We start from the raw sequence: 17650 nt of genomic DNA, 5'->3' as shown, positions 1-17650 counted from the left end.
GACCACCATGCTGCTCACCGACAGGACCGCCGTCGTCTACGGAGCCGGCGGGGCCATCGGCGGCGCCGTCGCCCGTGCCTTCGCCCGCGAGGGCGCCCGGGTGCACCTCGCGGGACGGACCCGGGCGACGCTGGAGGCGGTGGCCCGGGACATCGAGGGGGCCGGCGGACAGGCGGAGCCGGCCGTGGTCGACGCCCTCGACGAGGCCGCGGTGGAGAAGCACGTGGCGGGCATCGGGGACATCGACGTCTCGTTCAACCTGGTCACCCGGGGAGACGTGCAGGGCGCCCCGCTGACGGAGCTGTCCGTCGACGACTTCCTGCGCCCGGTCCTGAACGGCACCCGCTCCGCCTTCCTCACCGCCCGCGCCGCCGGCCGCCGCATGGCCGCCCGCGGTTCCGGCGTGATCCTGGCCCTCAACAGCGGTTCGGCCCACGGCAGTCCGATGATGGGCGGCACCGGTCCCGCCGACGCGGCCGCCGACGCCCTGGTGCGGAACCTGGCGACGGAGCTGGGCCCGAGCGGTGTGCGGGCCGTCGGGATGTGGGCGGCCGGGGTGCCCGAGACGCTCACCCGGGACAAGCTCGCCGCGGTCGACCCGGCCATGGCCGAGGTGGACCTCGACGCCGTGCTCGCCGGGCTCGCCGGGATGCGCATGACCCGCCGCAACCCGACCCTCGCGGAGATCGCGGCCACGGCCGTCTTCCTCGCCTCCGACCGCGCCGCCGGCATCACCGGCACCTTCGTCAACGTCACCGGCGGCATGGTCCCCCGCTGACCGCACGCGGGACCCGCACCCACGCTCCCTGACGCGCCCGCACGTACGCCCCGCGCCCCCGGACGCCCCCGTCCGCCGCCGCACGCGGACCCGCCGCACGCGGACCCGCCGCACGTGGGCGCGCCGTACGGCGAAGGGGGCGCCCGGCCGGTCGCCGGGCGCCCCCCAGGGCTTCATCGAGCCGGGCCCGCGGGCCCGGCTCGGGTCACGCCCCGGCCGCCGCCGCGTCCGCCGCCTGGGCGCGCAGCGCGCGCTCGACGCCCGAGCGGGACTCCGAGACCAGCCGGCGCAGGGCCGCGTTCGGCTCCGCGGAGGCCAGCCACTCGTCCGTACGGCGCAGGGTGTCCTCGGACACCTGGACGGTCGGGAAGAGACCGACCGCGATCTGCTGGGCCATCTCGTGCGAGCGCGCGCCCCAGACGTCCTTGACGCTCGCGAAGTACCGCTCCACGTAGGGAGCCAGCAGCTCGCGCTGGTCCGTCTGCACGAAGCCGCCGATCACGGCCTCCTGCACGGCGTTGGGCAGCTTGTCGGACTCGACGACCGACGCCCACGCCTCCGCCTTGGCCTCCGCCGTCGGGCGGGCGGCACGGGCGGTGGCCGCGTGGCGCTCGCCCGCGGCGGTCCGGTCGCGCTCGTACTCGGTCGCGATCTCCGCCTCGTCGAAGCGGCCCACGGACGCCAGCCGCTCCACGAACGCCCAGCGCAGCTCCGTGTCCACGGCCAGGCCCTCGACCGTCTGGGAGCCGTCGAGCAGGGCCTCCAGCAGGTCCAGCTGCTCCGGCGTCCGGGCCGTCGCCGCGAAGGCGCGCGCCCACGCCAGCTGGTGGTCGCTGCCCGGCGCGGCGGTGCGCAGGTGCGCGAGCGTGGCGTCGGTCCAGCGGGTGAGCAGGGCCTCGCGCGCGGCCGGGTCGGCGTACAGGTCGACGGCCAGCTTGACCTGGCGGTGCAGGGACTGCACCACGCCGATGTCCGACTCGCGGGCGATGCCGGACAGCGCCAGGGAGAGGTAGTCGCGGGTGGCGAGTTCGCCGTCGCGGGTCATGTCCCAGGCGGACGCCCAGCACAGGGCGCGCGGCAGCGACTCCTCGAAGTCGCCGAGGTGCTCGGTGACGAAGGCGAGCGACTGCTCGTCCAGCCGGACCTTGGCGTACGACAGGTCGTCGTCGTTGAGCAGGACGACGTCCCCGCGGTGCTTGCCGGTCAGCTGCGGCACGGCGGTCAGCTCGCCGTCCACGTCCAGCTCGACGCGCTCGCCGCGCACCAGCCGCCCGCTCGCCGCGTCGCGCGTGTACAGGCCGACGGCGATGCGGTGCGGGCGCAGCGTGGGCTCGCCCTGCGCGCCGGCCGGCAGCGCGGGGGCCTCCTGGCGCACGGCGAAGGAGGTGATGACGCCGTCGGCGTCGGTCTCGATCTCCGGCCGCAGGACGTTGATGCCCGCCGTCTCCAGCCACGCGCGCGACCAGGTCTTCAGGTCGCGGCCCGAGGTCTCCTCCAGCGCGGTCAGCAGGTCGGTCAGGCGGGTGTTGCCGAACGCGTGGCGCTTGAAGTACGCCTGCACGCCCTGGAAGAACTCGTCCTGCCCGACGTACGCGACGAGCTGCTTGAGCACGCTGGCGCCCTTGGCGTACGTGATGCCGTCGAAGTTGACCAGGACGTCGTCCAGGTCCCCGATCTCCGCCATGATCGGGTGGGTGGACGGCAGCTGGTCCTGGCGGTAGGCCCACGTCTTCATCGAGTTCGCGAAGGTGGTCCAGGCGTGCGGCCAGCGGGAGCCCGGCGCGTGCGCCTGGCAGGCGATGGACGTGTACGTGGCGAACGACTCGTTCAGCCACAGGTCGTTCCACCACTCCATGGTGACCAGGTCGCCGAACCACATGTGCGCCAGCTCGTGCAGGATCGTCTCGGCGCGCATCTCGTAGGCCGCGTCGGTCACCTTCGAGCGGAACACGTACTGGTCCCGGATGGTCACCGCGCCCGCGTTCTCCATCGCGCCCGCGTTGAACTCCGGCACGAAGAGCTGGTCGTACTTCTCGAACGGGTACGCGTAGTCGAACTTCTCCTGGAACCAGTCGAAGCCCTGCCGGGTGACCTCGAAGATCGCGTCCGAGTCGAGGTACTCGGCGAGCGAGGGGCGGCAGTAGATGCCGAGCGGCACGCTCTGCCCGTCCTTCTCGTACACGCTGTGCACGGCGTGGTACGGGCCCGCGATCAGCGCGGTGATGTACGTCGAGATCCGCGGCGTCGGCGCGAAGGCCCAGACGTTGTCCTGCGGCTCCGGCGTGGGCGAGTTGGACACGACGGTCCAGCCCTCGGGGGCGCGCACGGTGAACTGGAAGGTGGCCTTCAGGTCCGGCTGCTCGAAGGACGCGAAGACGCGGCGGGCGTCCGGCACCTCGAACTGGGTGTAGAGGTAGGCCTGGTCGTCGACCGGGTCGACGAAGCGGTGCAGGCCCTCGCCGGTGTTGGTGTACGCGCAGTCGGCCACGACCCGCAGGACGTTGCGGCCCGGCAGGAGGCCCGGCAGGGCGATCCGCGAGTCCGCGAAGACCGCGGCGGGGTCGAGCGCGTCACCGTTGAGCGTGACCTCGTGGACGGCGGGCGCCACCAGGTCGATGAAGGACTCGCCGCCGTCGCCGGCGACGTCGAAGCGCACGGTGGTCACGGACCGGTAGGTGCCGCCCTCCTGCGCTCCCGAGAGGTCGAGATCGATCTCGTACGAGTCAACGGTGAGCAGCTTCGCCCTGTGCTGCGCCTCTTCGCGAGTCAGGTTTGTGCCAGGCACGCGGTCATCTCCTCGTGAATGTGTGGGTTGCGCCATCCTTCCACGTCATGTCCGTCCAAGGCGATGTCCGGATCCCGGCGGTGCCCCGGACCCGCAGGACGGCCCGGACCCGCGCGATCCCCGGAACGCAGGACGGCCCGTCCGTGGCACGCGTCCACGTCCGGGCCGTCGGGTGCGGGGAGGGCGGGTCCCCGCGGAGGAGCCGGGTCAGCTGCGCAGCTCCGCCGCCACCAGCTCGGCGATCTGCACGGCGTTCAGGGCCGCGCCCTTGCGCAGGTTGTCGCCCGAGAGGAAGAGCGCCAGGCCGTTCTCCACGGTCTCGTCGCGGCGGATGCGGCCCACGAACGACGGGTCCTTGCCGGCCGCCTGCAGCGGGGTCGGGATGTCGGAGAGGACCACGCCCGGGGCGCCCGCCAGCAGCTCGGTCGCGCGCTCCGGGGACAGCGGCCGCGCGAAGCGGGCGTTGACCTGGAGGGAGTGCCCGGAGAAGACGGGGACGCGCACACAGGTGCCGGAGACCTTCAGGTCCGGGATCTCCAGGATCTTGCGGGACTCGTTGCGGAGCTTCTGCTCCTCGTCGGTCTCGTTCAGCCCGTCGTCGACGATGCTGCCGGCGAGCGGGAGCACGTTGAAGGCGATGGGGCGCTTGTAGACGCCCGGCTCGGGGAACTCCACGGCCTCGCCGTCGTGGGTGAGCCGGTCGGCGTCGGCGACCACCTTCTGGGCCTGGCCGTGCAGCTCCGCCACGCCCGCGAGACCCGAGCCCGACACCGCCTGGTAGGTGGCGACGACCAGCGCCTCGAGCCCCGCCTCCGCGTGCAGCGGCTTCAGCACCGGCATCGCGGCCATGGTGGTGCAGTTCGGGTTGGCGATGATGCCCTTGGGCCGGTTCACGATCGCGTGCGGGTTCACCTCGGACACCACCAGGGGCACGTCCGGGTCCCGTCGCCAGGCGGAGGAGTTGTCGATCACGACGGCGCCCTGGGCGGCGACCTTCTCGGCGAGCGCCTTCGAGGTCGCGCCGCCCGCGGAGAACAGCACGATGTCCAGGCCGGAGTAGTCCGCGGTGGAGGCGTCCTCGACCGTCACCCCGTCGAGGACCGAGCCCGCCGAGCGGGCCGAGGCGAACAGCCGCAGCTCGGTGACCGGGAAGTCGCGCTCCGTGAGGATCCTGCGCATGACCGTGCCGACCTGACCGGTGGCTCCGACGATTCCGACCCTCACGGTGTCTCCCTACTGTGTCGCGTACGTGCCCGAGTGCCGGACCCGGGCCCTACCATCATGCGGCCGACCCCGGTCCGGGTGTCCAATTCTTTGCACGGCCTGCCCGAGGGCTGGGACGACCCGTACCGCGCCGCGGTTGCGGTTCTGCGGTGCGCGCCGCGCCCGGGCCGCAGGAAAACGCCCGCCCGGCTCCCGCGACCGCAAGCTGTGCTGCCGGGGCCCCTGCCCCCCTCCCGGCGCCGCATACGGCGATGTGACGCATCCCTCGGAAGCGGAGGGCGGGTGCCCGGTTGCCCGGACCTGCGGGTGCGGCCCGCCCGCACGGGCTAGCGTCGCGGTGTGCGCCAGACCTTGAGGGTGGCGGCCTACGCCGTGTGCGTCCGCGACGGACGCCTGCTGCTCGCCCGCGGCCGCGACGGCCACGGCGACCCCGAGTGGACGCTGCCGGGCGGCGGTATGGAGCACGGCGAGGACCCCCACGACACGGTGCTGCGGGAGGTGGGGGAGGAGACCGGCTACCGCATCGAGGTGGCCGCCCTGCTCGGCGTGGACTCCGTCCGCCTCCGCCTTCCCCGGGGTTTCGGCCGCCGGCGCGACCATCACGCCGTGCGCCTGCTGTACACGGGCCGGATCACCGGCGGCGAGCTGCGCCCCGAGGTCGGCGGCACGACGGACCTCGGGGCCTGGCACCCGCTCGAGGAGGTCCCCGCGCTGCACCGGGTTCCGCTGATCGACACCGCCCTCGCCCTGTGGCGCACCCACCCCGCCCCGGGCCCCGCCGCCACCTGACCCCCGCCCCCGTCCCGAGTCGGGCCCCCGGCTCCGGCCCCCGCGAGCCCCTCCCCGCTCCGCGAGATGAACGGGGCGTGACCGGTTCCGGACCGGCCGGCGAGCGGGCGAGGACGCGCAAGGTGGCCGCAGGTCCACGTACCGTGATCGGCGCCGCGCGTTGCCGCCGCGTTCACGCACAGGTCACCCCCGGTGCCAACCATCCCAGGAGAGCGGGACGTCCGCGCCAGCGGCCGCCCCGCGACCACTGCCGCCGCGTTCGCACCCGGGGAGACCGCGCCATGCCGCGCACACGTTCTGTCACCACCCCCGCGCTGGGGGTCAACCGCCGCACCCTCCTCGCCGCCGCCGGCGCGGCGTCCGTCTCCGCGGGCGTCGGCTACGCCCTGCGGCCCACCGACAGCGCGGCCGCCACCCGCGCGCCCGGCGCGGGCGCCGAGGCGCCGGTCGCGTCCTCGCGCCGGGCGGCGCCCGCGGCCCCGCCCGCCCCGTACACCAGGGGCACGACCCTCGCGACGGTCGCCGCGCCGCACGGCGGCACCGGCTACCGCAGGCTCGGCGACGGCCCGGGCTGGTCGCGCGTGGTGCGCTCCGAACTGGCCGCGGCCAAGCCCGGCCGCGCGGCCCGGCGCACGGCACTCGCCGCGTTCGTGCAGTTCACCGACATGCACCTGATGGACACCCAGCACCCGCTGCGCCTGGAGTTCCTGCGCTCCGCGGACCGGCACGCCTGGCGCCCGCAGGAGGCGCTCACCGTGCACGGCGCGATCTCGCTGGTGGAGCGGGTCAACGCACTGCGGGGCGCCCCCGTCACCGGCGCCCCGCTGCACTTCGTGATGACCACCGGCGACAACACCGACAACAACGCCCACTCCGAACTGGAGTGGTTCATGAAGATCATGAGCGGCGGCCGCTTCGCCGCGAACACCGGCGACCCGCACCACTACGAGGGCGTCCAGAACAGCGGCCTGAAGCTGTACTGGCAGCCCGACTCGCCCCTGCGCGACGCCGACAAGCAGTCCGGTTTCCCCCAGCTCCACGGCTTCCTCGCGGCCGCGTTGCGCGAGGTCCGCAGCCCCGGCCTGAACCTGCCCTGGTACTCAACCGTCGGCAACCACGACGCCCTGCCGCTCGGCTGCTACGCGCACGGCGACCCGTACCTCGCCGAGTACGCGCGGGGCGGGAAGAAGCTGATGACGCTGCCGGCGGCCGAGGCGAAGAAGCTCCAGAGCGCCATCGCGAACGGCACGGACCCGAGGGGCACCGGCTTCCGCGACCTGCTCAAGGCCCACGCCCGGGACATGCGGTCGGTCACCCCGGACGCGAGCCGGGCCCCGTACACGCCCGCCGACTACCTCCGGGCCCACCTGGACCCCGCGCACGCCGGCCACGGACCGGTCGGGCACGGCTACTCCTCCGCCAACCTGGACGCGGGCACGCAGTACTACAGCTTCCGCATCGCCGACGACGTGATCGGCGTCAGCCTCGACACCACCGACCCCGGCGGCCACTTCGAAGGCTCGATCGGCACCGCCCAGCTGGACTGGCTGGACCGCACCCTGAGCGACCACAAGGACGCGCACGTGGTGGTGTTCAGCCACCACACCAGCACGACGATGAAGAACACCCGCCCCGACCCGGCCCGCCCCGGCGAGCGCCGGCACGACGGCGCCGAGGTCCTCGCCGTGCTGGGCCGCCACCCGAACGTGCTCGCCTGGGTGAACGGCCACATCCACAAGAACGTGGTCACCCCGCACCGGACGTCCGGCGGCCGCTCCTTCTGGGAGATCTCCACCGCCTCCCACATCGACCACCCCCACCTGGCGCGGATCGTGGAGCTGGTGGACAACGGTGACGGCACCCTGTCGGTGTTCACCACCCTCGTCGAGTCCGCCGCGCCGCACCGTACGGACTTCGCCGACCTGAGCCAGACCGGACTCGCCGCCCTCTACCGCGAACTCGCCTTCAACGCGCCCGGCGCGAACCCCTCGCTCGCGGGCGGCCCCGGGGACCGCAACACCGAGCTGCTGCTGAAGAAGGGCTGAACCGCCCCGCTCCGCCACTACCGGGGCAGCACCACGACATACGCGGCCGGATCGCGGTCGGCGGACGCCATCAGGGCGGTGCGCACCACCGCCGCCTGCTGCTCCATCGTGTCCCGCAGCCTGCGCGGGGACATGTGCACGACCGTGATGCCCAGGCGCTCCAGGTGCTCGCGCTTGCGCGCGTACTCCGACCCCGCGGCGTCCTCGTCCTGGCGGGGCGCCCGGGTGTCCAGCTCCACCGCGACGGCCTGCTCCGGCCAGTAGGCGTCCAGGCCGCCCAGGTGGGGGCCGCCGGGCAGCCGCAGGTCCACGTTCCACACCGGGTCCGGCAGCCCGTGCTCCCGCACCATCCGGTACAGCCGGTCCTCCGCGACCGACCGGCCCTCGGCCAGCAGCGAGTCCACCGCGTCCACGATGTGCGGCAGGTTCAGCAGCCGTGCCTCCGTCAGTTCCCGTACCACCGCCGCCGGTTCGCAGTGCCCGCCGCGCACCGCCTCCGTCAGCAGCCGCCGTACCGCCTCCGCGTCCGGGAGCCCGGCCACCGCGTCCGCGAGGGCGCGCGGGACCGGCGCCACCGGCAGGCCCGTGACCGTCGCGGGCGCGGGCAGGTCGGCGGTGCGGACGATCCGCGCGCAGCCCGCCGACCGCAGCCGGCGCAGCCGCGGCACCAGGACGTCGATCCGCTCCAGCGACAGCAGGGCGGGCGCGGTGGAGAAGCCGTGCAGGGTCAGCGCGGCGAGCCCGGTGACCATCACCTCCGCGTACGCCGGCCGGTACGGCCGCTGGGCGGTCGGCTGGGACGGCACCCCCGGGGTGGTGCGTGCCTGCGGGGTGCGGGCGGCGTACTTCAGCACCGCGTGCAGCAGCTCCTCGCCGGTGGGCGGTCCGGGGTGGAGCAGGAAGACGCCGGGAAGGACCTGCTGCCAGCGGCCGCCGGGGCGGCACCGCTCGCTCGTCTCGGCCGCGGAGAACCCCTGGGCGCGGAGCTGAGCGGCCGTCAGCACCTGGCGGTGGACCTCGCCGAGGTGGTGGAGGGTGCGGGGGGAGAGCGGGGTGTTGTGGTTCATGAACGGGACTTTCCCGCCCTCGGGACCCCCGCGAACCGCTGTTACACGCCCGTCGACAAATCCAGACAAGCCCGCACTAAAGGACGGGTGTTCGGATGCCGAAAACCCCTGGTCCGTCCGCGGAGGGCCAGGGGTTACGGCGCATCATGGCTGTATTTCGTAACGGTCACCCGGGGCCCGGGCCTTGGCCATGGATCCGGGTGGGGAGGTGCGGGCGGCTACCGTCCGGCCGCCGCGTCGCACTCCTGTGCACGCAGCGCCCGCGCCAGGTCGTCCCGCGCCTCCAGCACCAGCCGGCGCAGGGCGGGCGGCGCGTCCTCGTGCGCGGCGAGCCAGGCGTCGGCCTCGGCCAGCGTCCGGGGGGAGTGCCGCAGCGAGGGGAACAGCCCGCGCACCACGTCCATCCCGATCTGGATCGACCGCTCCGCCCAGACCCGCTCGATCGCCGCGAAGTACCGCTCCGCGTACGGGTCGAGCAGCTCCCGCTGCGAGGGCTGCTGGAAGCCCGCGATGGTCGCCTCGACCAGCGCGTTCGACAGGGCGTCGGACTCCACCACCTGCGCCCACGCCTGCGCCTTGACGGCGGCCGCGGGCCGCGCCGCCAGGCAGCGCACCTGGTGGCGCTTGCCGGAGGCGGTGTCGTCCCGGGCCAGCTCCTCGGCGAGCACCTTGTCGTCCGCGGCCCCGTGCACCGCCAGCGGCTCCAGGAACGCCCAGCGCAGCTCCTGGTCGACGGCCAGTCCGGGGATCTCCTCCGTCCCGTCCAGCAGCCCCCGCAGCAGCTCCAGTTCGTCCGGGGCCGAGGCCACCGACGCGAAGAAGCGCGCCCAGGCCAGCTGGTGCTCGCTGCCGGGCCCGGCCTGCCGCAGCTCCCGCAGCGCGCCCTCGGCGACCAGGCGCTCCCCGGTCTCCCGCCAGTCGGGTGCGACGTAGTGGACCAGCGCCGCATCCGCCCACGCGTGCAGCATCTGCAGCACGCCGATGTCGGACTCGCGGCCCGCGCAGCGCAGCACCAGGTCGAGGAAGTCCCGCGCGGGCAGCAGCGCGTCCCGGGTCAGGTTCCACAGCGCCGACCAGCACAGGGCGCGGGCCAGCGGGTCGGTCAGGTCGCCGAGGTGCGCCCGCAGGGTCGCCAGCGAGGTCGTGTCGAAGCGGATCTTGCAGTACGTCAGGTCGTCGTCGTTGACCAGCACCAGCTCCGGCGCCTCGGCGCCCGCCAGCTCCGCCACCACCGTCCGCGGCCCGGCGACGTCCACCTCGGTCCGCGCGTACCGGGTGAGGGCTCCGTCCGCCGTGCGCCGGTACAGGCCCACCGCGACCCGGTGGGGCCGCAGCTCCGGGTGCGACTCGGCCGCCTCCTGGACGACCGCCAGCTCCTCGACGCGGCCCGCCGCGTCCAGCAGCACCTGCGGGGTCAGCGAGTTGACCCCGGCGGTCTGCAGCCAGGAGCGCGCCCACGCGGCCATGTCCCGGCCGCCGGTCTCCTCCAGCACCGCCAGCAGGTCGCCGAGCCGGGTGTTGCCGTAGGCGTGCCGCTTGAAGTAGCGCCGGGCGCCCTCCAGGAAGGCGTCCTGCCCGACGTAGGCCACCAGCTGCTTGAGGACGGAGGCGCCCTTGGCGTAGGTGATGCCGTCGAAGTTGAGCTTGGCGTCCTGCAGATCCCGGATGTCGGCCGTGACCGGGTGGGTCGAGGGCAGCTGGTCGGCGCGGTAGGCCCACGCCTTGCGCCGGTTGGCGAAGGTGATCCAGCCGTCGGTGAAGCGGGTCGCGCCGACCAGCGAGAACGCGCCCATGAAGTCGGCGAAGGACTCCTTCAGCCACAGGTCGTCCCACCACTCCATGGTGACCAGGTCGCCGAACCACATGTGCGCCATCTCGTGCAGCACCACGTTGGCCCGGCTCTCGTAGGACGCCCGCGTCACCTTCCCGCGGAAGATGTACTCCTCCCGGAAGGTCACCAGGCCCGGGTTCTCCATGGCGCCGAGGTTGTACTCCGGCACGAACGCCTGGTCGTACTTGCCGAAGGGGTACGGGAAGTCGAAGTGGTCGTGGAAGAAGTCCAGGCCCTGCCGGGTGACGAGGAAGACGTCGTCGGCGTCGAAGTGCTTCGCCAGGCCCTTGCGGCACAGCGCGCCCAGCGGGATCTCCAGCCGCGTCCCGTCCGCGAGGGTCCGCTCGTAGGAGTCCGTCACGTAGTGGTACGGCCCGGCGACCACGCAGGTGATGTACGTCGAGATCGGCTTGGTCTCGGCGAACCGCCACAGGCCGTCGTGGAGTTCGCCCGCGCCGTTGCTCCACACCGTCCACTCCTCGGGCGCGCGCACCTCGAAGCGGAACGGGGCCTTGAGGTCCGGCTGCTCGAAGTTGGCGAAGACCCGGCGGGAGTCGGCCGGCTCGTACTGGGTGTAGAGGTAGACCTCGCCGTCCTCGGGGTCGACGAAGCGGTGCAGGCCCTCGCCGGTGCGCGAGTAGGCGCACCGGGCGTCGACGACCAGTTCGTTGTCGGCGGCCAGGTCCTCCAGGCGGATCCGCGTGCCGTCGAAGACCTCGGCCGGGTCGAGGTCGAGCCCGTTGAGCGAGACCGCGGTGACGGTCGGCGCGACGAGGTCCGCGAAGGAGGAGGCGCCGGGCTCGGCGCAGCGGAAGCGGATCGTGGTCACCGAGCGGAAGGTCCGCGGCCCGCTCTCGCCCTCGGCATGCTCGCCCGTCGCGGAGCGCACGTCGAGAGAGACGTCGTAGCTCTCGACCGACAGCAGGGCGGCCCGCTCCCGGGCCTCGTCGCGGGACAGGTTCTCACCGGGCACGGGTGGTACTCCCTCGATACGTCTCGGATGTCGGACACGACAGATCGGCACCGATCCTGCCATGCGCCCCGTGGGCGGGGCACCGGGGAATGCGGCGGGACGGCGGGATGTTGCCGGTTCAAAGACCACGTACGTCCCCGTCGCGATGTTCCGAGGAGAGCCATGTCGCAGAGCGCGACCGAGAACCCGTCCGGCAGGACCCCCGTCGACTTCTGGTTCGACCCGCTGTGCCCGTGGGCGTGGATGACGTCCCGGTGGGTGCTGGAGGTGGAGAAGCTGCGGGACATCGAGGTCCGCTGGCACATCATGAGCCTCGCGGTCCTCAACGAGCCCAAGCTGGACGAGCTTCCGGAGCACTACCGCGAGCTGCTCACCACCAAGGCGTGGGCACCGGTGAGGGTCGTGACCGCCGCCTGGCAGAAGCACGGCGACGACGTGCTCGGCCCGCTCTACACCGCGCTCGGCACCCGCTTCCACAACCGGGGCGAGGGCCCGACCCGCGAGGCCGTCGAGGGCGCGCTCGCCGACGTGGGCCTGCCGGCCGACCTCATCGACTACGCCGACCAGGAGAACTTCGAGTTCGACGCGGAGCTGCGGGCCTCCCACAAGGAGGGCATCGACCTCGTCGGCCAGGAGGTCGGCACGCCCGTCATCGCGGTCCCCGGGGCCGACGGCGAGCAGCTCGCGTTCTTCGGCCCGGTCGTCACCCCCACCCCGAAGGGCGAGGACGCGGCGCGGCTGTGGGACGGCACCCTCGCGGTCGCCTCGATCCCCGGCTTCTACGAGATCAAGCGGACCCGCACCGCGGGCCCCGACTTCAGCAACCTGTAGGGATCGCGAACCCGGGCGGCAGGAAGCCGCCCAGGCGCCAGTTGTTCTTGCTCTGGACGCGGCGGCAGCCCCCGGCGGTGCAGCGGTGGTAGGCCGACGGGGCGAAGCGCCGCCCGTCCAGCAGCGGCAGCAGGACGTCGCCTGCCGCCGTGATCTCCCCGTCCCGCAGACCGCGGAACTCCTGCATCGTGTCGTGGCAGGTCGGGCTGGGGCACCGCACCGTGCTCATGAGCGCCTCCTCGGGGCTCCGGCGCGCGGCCCCGGGCCGCGCCCGGAAGCAGCCTAAGCCGCCGCCCGCGCTCCCGCCCGGGATGCGGACGGCGGAGGGCCCCGCGCGTCACGTCCGCACGGGGCCTCCCTCTTTCCGCCTGCCCGCGTGAAGGGTGAGAAGGCGATCACGAGGCAGGACGACCGGTGCAGGTCCGTCCGGGTGCGGGCATCCCCCCGCGGACCTTATTGCGAATAACTTTCAACTACAACATGGCAACACGAGAGCGGGTCCGGGCAGCGGAAAGGCCCCCACGTGTCTCACGCGAGGGCCTCTCCGGCCGGAAGGGGCGCGTCAGCTCCGGGCGCGACGGCGCTGCCAGGCGTAGCCGACGGCGGCCAGCGCCAGGGTCATGCCGCCCGTGGAGTACAGCTGCACCCGCGTGTCGGCCTCCCGTGCCATCAGGGCGAAGATCGTCACCATGCCCGCCAGCGCGACCCAGGTCAGCCACGGGAACGCCCACATCCGCACCACCAGCTTCTCCGGCGTCTCCCGCTCCGTCCGGCGCCGCAGCCGCAGCTGCGAGACGGCGATGAAGATCCACACGACCAGGATCACCGCGCCGATCATGTTCAGCAGCCACGGGAAGACGTCGTCGGGGCGCCAGTAGCTCAGCAGCACGCACACGAAGCCGACCACGCACGACACCAGCACCGCGACCCGCGGGGCGCCGCCCGACACCCGCGCCAGCACCCGGGGGCCCTGGCCGCGCTGCACCAGGGAGAAGGCGATGCGCGAGGAGCCGTAGATGTTGGCGTTCATCGCGCTCAGCAGCGCGACCAGCACCACCACGTTCATCAGCTGGCCCGCGCCCGGGATGCCGAGGTGGTCCAGGGTGGCCACGTACGGGCCCTTCTCCACGACCTCCTTGGAGTCCCACGGCACCAGCGTGACGATGACGGCCATGGAGCCCACGTAGAACAGGCCGATGCGCCACATCGCGGTCCGCACGGCGCGGGCCACGCCCTGCACCGGGTTCTCCGACTCGGCCGCGGCGATGGTGACCGTCTCCAGGCCGCCGTAGGCGAAGACCGAGGCGAGCAGGCCGACCACCAGGCCCTCCCCGCCGTGCGGCAGGAAGTGGGTGAGGTGCGAGGCGCCGGGGGAGGGGGTGCCGGGCAGGACGCCCGCGATCGCGAGCACGCCGAGCACCAGGAACAGCGTGATGGCGCCGACCTTCAGCGCGGCGAACCAGAACTCGAACTCGCCGAAGTTCTTCACCGCGGCGAGGTTGGTGGCACAGAAGACCACCATGAACAGCGCCACCCACGCCCACTCGGGCGTACCCGGCAGCCAGCCGGTGACGATCTTCGCGGCGCCGATGCCCTCCAGGCCGACGGCCGTGCACAGCAGGACCCAGAAGGACCAGCCGGCGGTGAAGCCCGCCCACGGGCCGAGCGCCCGCTCGGCGTGGGCGGAGAAGGATCCCGACGACGGGTACGCGGCCGACATCTCGCCGAGCATCCGCATCACCAGCATCACGAGGAGGCCGGAGACGGCGTAGGCGACGACGATCGACGGGCCGGCGGCGGCGATGCCCGCGCCCGACCCGACGAACAGGCCGGCGCCGATCACGCCGCCGAGGGCGATCATCGACAGATGTCGTTGCTTCAGGCCGTGGGACAGGGCGGCGTCGTCCGCCTGCGGCGGCGTACCGACCGTGGTGCTGGTGGTGCTGCTGGGCATGGGAGCGGCTCGTCCAGTGCGTGAGGCGGGCAAAATCGCCCACAGTCTCCGTGCCATCCCCGCCGCGGCGAACAGGGCGCCCACCATCCGGACGGCCGCCGCACACAGAGTGAGACCCCGGACGGCCACGGTGACCGGGCGCCGGGGCCCGGCGTGCCCTCGGTCCGGCGCCCCCGCGGATCCCCCCGCCTCCTCCCGCGTGGGTGCGGCCCTTTGGCGAGTCCCTACAGGCGCGCCGAGGCCGTCCCGCGTAGCCGGAACCACGCGACCTCAGTGACCGGTGTCACGTCGCGGCGTGTGTAGGGCCCATCTTTGTCAGGAGCCCACCAAGCGCCGGTTCCCGCCTTTGTCGATCGCTGACGGTGATCGGCCGACGGCCCTGGGATAGCGTCACGATGTTCCCCACCGGCCCTCACTCCGCGGAGACCCCATGAGCACCGCTGCCGCACCCGCCCGCCCCGGGCTGGTCCTCGCCGACCTCCTGCCCTCCTCCCGCGTCCGGGACGTGGCGCTCGTGCTCGGCGGCGCCGCGCTCACCGGCCTCGCCGCGCAGATCTCCGTGCCCGTGCCGGGCACGCCGGTGCCGGTGACCGGCCAGACCTTCGCCGCGCTGCTCGTCGGCACCGCGCTCGGCGCCCGCCGCGGCTTCCTCTCCCTCGCGCTGTACGCCCTCGCGGGCGTCGTGGGCGTGCCGTGGTTCGCGGGCGGTGCCTCCGGCGCGGGCGCGCCCTCCTTCGGCTACGTCCTCGGCATGGTCCTCGCCTCCGCGGTGGTCGGCGCGCTCGCCCGCCGCGGCGCCGACCGCTCGGTCTGGCGCACCGCCGCCACCATGCTGCTGGGCGAGGCCCTCATCTACGCCGTCGGCGTGCCCTACCTGGCCCTCTCCGCCGGCCTGTCGGCGTCCACCGCGATCGCGGTCGGCCTGACCCCGTTCCTGATCGGCGACGCCCTCAAGGCCGCACTCGCGATGGGCGCGCTCCCCACGGCATGGAAGCTCGCCGACCGCCACTGATCCCTCCGCCCACGGGGCACCCCGAGAGGCCCGGCAGAGCGACGCGACCCGCGTCCCCGGCCGGGCCTCTCGCGTACGCCGGGCTGTTCTGCGGGTGGGTACCGGAGCACCCCACCGGCCTTGCCGGGCCCTCGGGTCTTGCCTGGCCCTCGGGCTCTGTCCGGCCTCGGGTCTTGCCTGGCCCTCGGGCTCTGTCCGGCCTCGGGTCTTGCCCGGCCTTGGGTCTTGTCCGGCCTCGGGCTCTGTCGGGCCCCCGGGCTCTGTCCGGCCCCGGCCCTGTCCGGCCCCGGGCCGCGGCCCGGCCCCGAGCGCTGCACCCGCGGACGGAGAGGCTCCGCGGGCACGGCCCGCCGCCGCCGACGGGGGCTCCCCCTGTCACCCCCGTCCGGCCGCCCCCCCGCCTGCTGCCCTCCCGGACCGGTATGCACCTCTGCGCCAGGCCGCCGGGCCTCCGCCGTCGCCCGTGCCACGGCCTGCGGCCGCGGTGCCGAATCCGTCTCGGCGCCGACCGACGGGACGGGGGGCCCGGGCCCCGGGTACCGGGTACCAGGTACCGGAGGAGCCTCCGGCCGGGCGGCTGCCCGCCCACCGCGCCGGTCCCGCGGGTGCGACCGGCACGGCCGCGGGGTGCGGTCATCCCCCCGTCGTGTCCGCGGCGCCTGCCGTGCCCCGGCGGGTCGCACCGCCCGCGCTGCCGTGCCCCCGCCGGGGGAGCCCGCGTGGCCGCCGCCGGCCGCTCGCGGCCGCGAACCGGCATCAGGAAGGCCCGAACCGGCATCAGGAAGGCCCGAACCGGCACAGAGAGACCCGAACCGGCACAAAGAAAGAGGGAGCCCCGAAGGGCTCCCTCTCTCGTCGGCGGGTGCGTCAGCCGGTCGTGACCTTCGGCTTCTCCTCCACCGGGGCGACCGCGCCGCGGTCACCCGTCAGCTTCTGCTTGACGAGGGCGACCAGGATGACCACCGCCGCGACTCCCAGCGACAGCAGCACCGTCGTCCGTCCGCTGCTCTCACCCTGGGTGTCGGTGAGCATGTAGCCGAGGACGAAGACGATCAGCCCGGCCGCGGCCCAGGTCAGGTACGGGTACAGCCACATCTTCACGACGAGCTTCTCCGGGGCCTCGGCCTGGAGGATCCTCCGCATCCGCAGCTGCGAGAAGCAGATCACCAGCCACACGAACAGGGCGACCGCGCCGGAGGAGTTGACCAGGAACAGGAAGACCGTGTCCGGGAACTTGTAGTTGAAGAAGACCGCGAGGAAGCCGAACAGCACCGAGACGGTGATCGCCGCCATCGGCACACCGCGGCTGTTGGTCCGCGCGAACGCCTTCGGCGCGTCACCGCGCCGGCCGAGCGAGAAGGCCATGCGGGAGGCCGTGTAGAGGCCCGAGTTGAGGCAGGACAGCACCGAGGTCAGCACGATGAAGTTCATGATCTCGCCCGCGTGGGCGATGCCCAGGGAGTCCAGGGCGGCGACGTAGGAGCCCTTGTCGGCGATGGACTTGCTGTCCCAGGGGATCAGGGAGACCACGACGAGGATCGAGCCGAGGTAGAAGACGCCGATGCGCCAGATGATGCTGTTGGTGGACTTCGTGACCGCCTGCTGCGGGTTCTCCGACTCGCCGGCCGCCAGCGTCGCGATCTCGCTGCCCATGAAGGAGAAGACGACCAGCAGCACACCGGTCAGGATGGATCCGGGTCCGTGCGGCAGGAAGCCGCCGTGCCCGGTCAGGTTGCCGAAGCTCGCCTGGTCGCTGTGCACGCCGGGCAGCACGCCGAAGATCGCCAGCAGGCCGACGACGATGAAGGCGCCGATGGCGACGACCTTGATGCCGGCGAACCAGAACTCGAACTCGCCGTAGGAGCCGACGGAGACGAGGTTGGTGGCGGTGAGCACCACCATCACGATCAGCGCCCACCCCCACTGGGGCACGGCCGGTATCCAGCCGGCGAGGATCTTCGCGCCGGCGGTGGCCTCCACGGCCAGCACGACGACCCAGAAGAACCAGTAGAGCCAGCCGATGGAGAAGCCGGCCCAGCGGCCGAGCGCGCGGTCGGCGTGCGCGGAGAAGGAACCCGAGGTGGGGTTCGCGGCGGACATCTCGCCGAGCATCCGCATCACGAGGACGACGAGCGTGCCGACGAGGGCGTACGACAGCAGGATGCCGGGGCCGGCGGTGGCGATGCCCGAGCTGGAACCGACGAAGAGTCCCGCTCCGATCACGCCACCGATGGCGATCATGGACAGGTGTCGGTTCTTGAGTCCGGCCTGAAGCCCGGAACCGTGTCCTTCGGGGCTTTCATGGCCGCTTCCAGCCTGCTGCGGGGTCGGCTGCGAGGTCATGGACGGATTTCCTTTGCG

12 protein-coding genes are annotated in these 17650 nt (G+C 73.4%); 5 read left to right on the top strand and 7 right to left on the bottom strand.

Annotation, left to right across the window (positions count from 1 at the left end; genetic code table 11):
- The first annotated feature begins 7 nt into the window (after nucleotides 1–7).
- Nucleotides 8–778, top strand: a complete 771-nt coding sequence (locus P3H78_RS02720; RefSeq protein ID WP_276107079.1) for an SDR family NAD(P)-dependent oxidoreductase — start codon at nucleotides 8–10, stop codon at nucleotides 776–778.
- A gap of 205 nt (nucleotides 779–983) precedes the next feature.
- Here the strand turns inward: P3H78_RS02720 and pepN (P3H78_RS02715) are convergent, their stop codons facing one another.
- Both pepN (P3H78_RS02715) and P3H78_RS02710 read right to left on the bottom strand, forming a co-directional pair.
- Nucleotides 984–3563 carry an aminopeptidase N gene (gene pepN, locus P3H78_RS02715; RefSeq protein ID WP_276107078.1) on the bottom strand — a complete coding sequence of 860 codons (2580 nt, stop codon included), beginning with the start codon at nucleotides 3561–3563 and terminating at the stop codon, nucleotides 984–986.
- A gap of 207 nt (nucleotides 3564–3770) precedes the next feature.
- The gene (locus tag P3H78_RS02710) at nucleotides 3771–4787 is read right to left on the bottom strand and encodes an aspartate-semialdehyde dehydrogenase (protein WP_276107077.1); all 1017 of its coding nucleotides are present in this window, start codon (nucleotides 4785–4787) and stop codon (nucleotides 3771–3773) included.
- 339 nt (nucleotides 4788–5126) lie between these two features.
- Here P3H78_RS02710 and P3H78_RS02705 point away from each other — a divergent pair, with 339 nt between their 5' ends.
- Together P3H78_RS02705 and P3H78_RS02700 are read left to right on the top strand one after the other, a co-directional pair.
- A complete protein-coding gene (locus tag P3H78_RS02705; protein WP_276107076.1) occupies nucleotides 5127–5576 on the top strand; it encodes an NUDIX hydrolase in 450 nt (149 codons plus the stop codon).
- 281 nt (nucleotides 5577–5857) lie between these two features.
- Nucleotides 5858–7621 (top strand): TIGR03767 family metallophosphoesterase, encoded by a 1764-nt coding sequence (locus tag P3H78_RS02700; protein ID WP_276107075.1) that lies wholly within the window; start codon nucleotides 5858–5860, stop codon nucleotides 7619–7621.
- A gap of 17 nt (nucleotides 7622–7638) precedes the next feature.
- Here P3H78_RS02700 and P3H78_RS02695 read toward each other — a convergent pair whose 3' ends face one another.
- Both P3H78_RS02695 and pepN (P3H78_RS02690) read right to left on the bottom strand, forming a co-directional pair.
- The gene (locus tag P3H78_RS02695; protein WP_276107074.1) at nucleotides 7639–8688 is read right to left on the bottom strand and encodes a hypothetical protein; all 1050 of its coding nucleotides are present in this window, start codon (nucleotides 8686–8688) and stop codon (nucleotides 7639–7641) included.
- A gap of 218 nt (nucleotides 8689–8906) precedes the next feature.
- Nucleotides 8907–11492 (bottom strand): aminopeptidase N, encoded by a 2586-nt coding sequence (gene pepN, locus P3H78_RS02690; RefSeq protein WP_276107073.1) that lies wholly within the window; start codon nucleotides 11490–11492, stop codon nucleotides 8907–8909.
- Between the two features lie 162 nt (nucleotides 11493–11654).
- Here pepN (P3H78_RS02690) and P3H78_RS02685 point away from each other — a divergent pair, with 162 nt between their 5' ends.
- The gene (locus P3H78_RS02685; RefSeq protein WP_276107072.1) at nucleotides 11655–12323 is read left to right on the top strand and encodes a mycothiol-dependent nitroreductase Rv2466c family protein; all 669 of its coding nucleotides are present in this window, start codon (nucleotides 11655–11657) and stop codon (nucleotides 12321–12323) included.
- On the opposite strand, the gene P3H78_RS02680 is transcribed toward P3H78_RS02685, so the two are convergent.
- Together P3H78_RS02680 and P3H78_RS02675 are read right to left on the bottom strand one after the other, a co-directional pair.
- On the bottom strand, nucleotides 12310–12552 hold the full coding sequence (locus P3H78_RS02680) for a hypothetical protein (RefSeq protein ID WP_276107071.1): 243 nt from the start codon (nucleotides 12550–12552) through the stop codon (nucleotides 12310–12312). The genes P3H78_RS02685 and P3H78_RS02680 overlap by 14 nt on opposite strands.
- Before the next feature lie 333 nt (nucleotides 12553–12885).
- On the bottom strand, nucleotides 12886–14277 hold the full coding sequence (locus P3H78_RS02675) for an amino acid permease (RefSeq protein WP_276107070.1): 1392 nt from the start codon (nucleotides 14275–14277) through the stop codon (nucleotides 12886–12888).
- Nucleotides 14278–14707: 430 nt separating this feature from the next.
- Here P3H78_RS02675 and P3H78_RS02670 point away from each other — a divergent pair, with 430 nt between their 5' ends.
- Entirely contained in the window at nucleotides 14708–15289 is a 582-nt protein-coding gene (locus P3H78_RS02670) for a biotin transporter BioY (protein WP_276107069.1), read from the top strand.
- Nucleotides 15290–16156: 867 nt separating this feature from the next.
- On the opposite strand, the gene P3H78_RS02665 is transcribed toward P3H78_RS02670, so the two are convergent.
- A complete protein-coding gene (locus P3H78_RS02665; protein WP_276107068.1) occupies nucleotides 16157–17632 on the bottom strand; it encodes an amino acid permease in 1476 nt (491 codons plus the stop codon).
- Between the last annotated feature and the right edge of the window lie 18 nt (nucleotides 17633–17650).

Source organism: Streptomyces tropicalis, assembly GCF_029269835.1.
Taxonomy (GTDB): domain Bacteria; phylum Actinomycetota; class Actinomycetes; order Streptomycetales; family Streptomycetaceae; genus Streptomyces; species Streptomyces tropicalis.
Note: the sequence above shows the minus strand (reverse complement) of the source record. Positions and strands in the feature narration are given on the sequence as shown.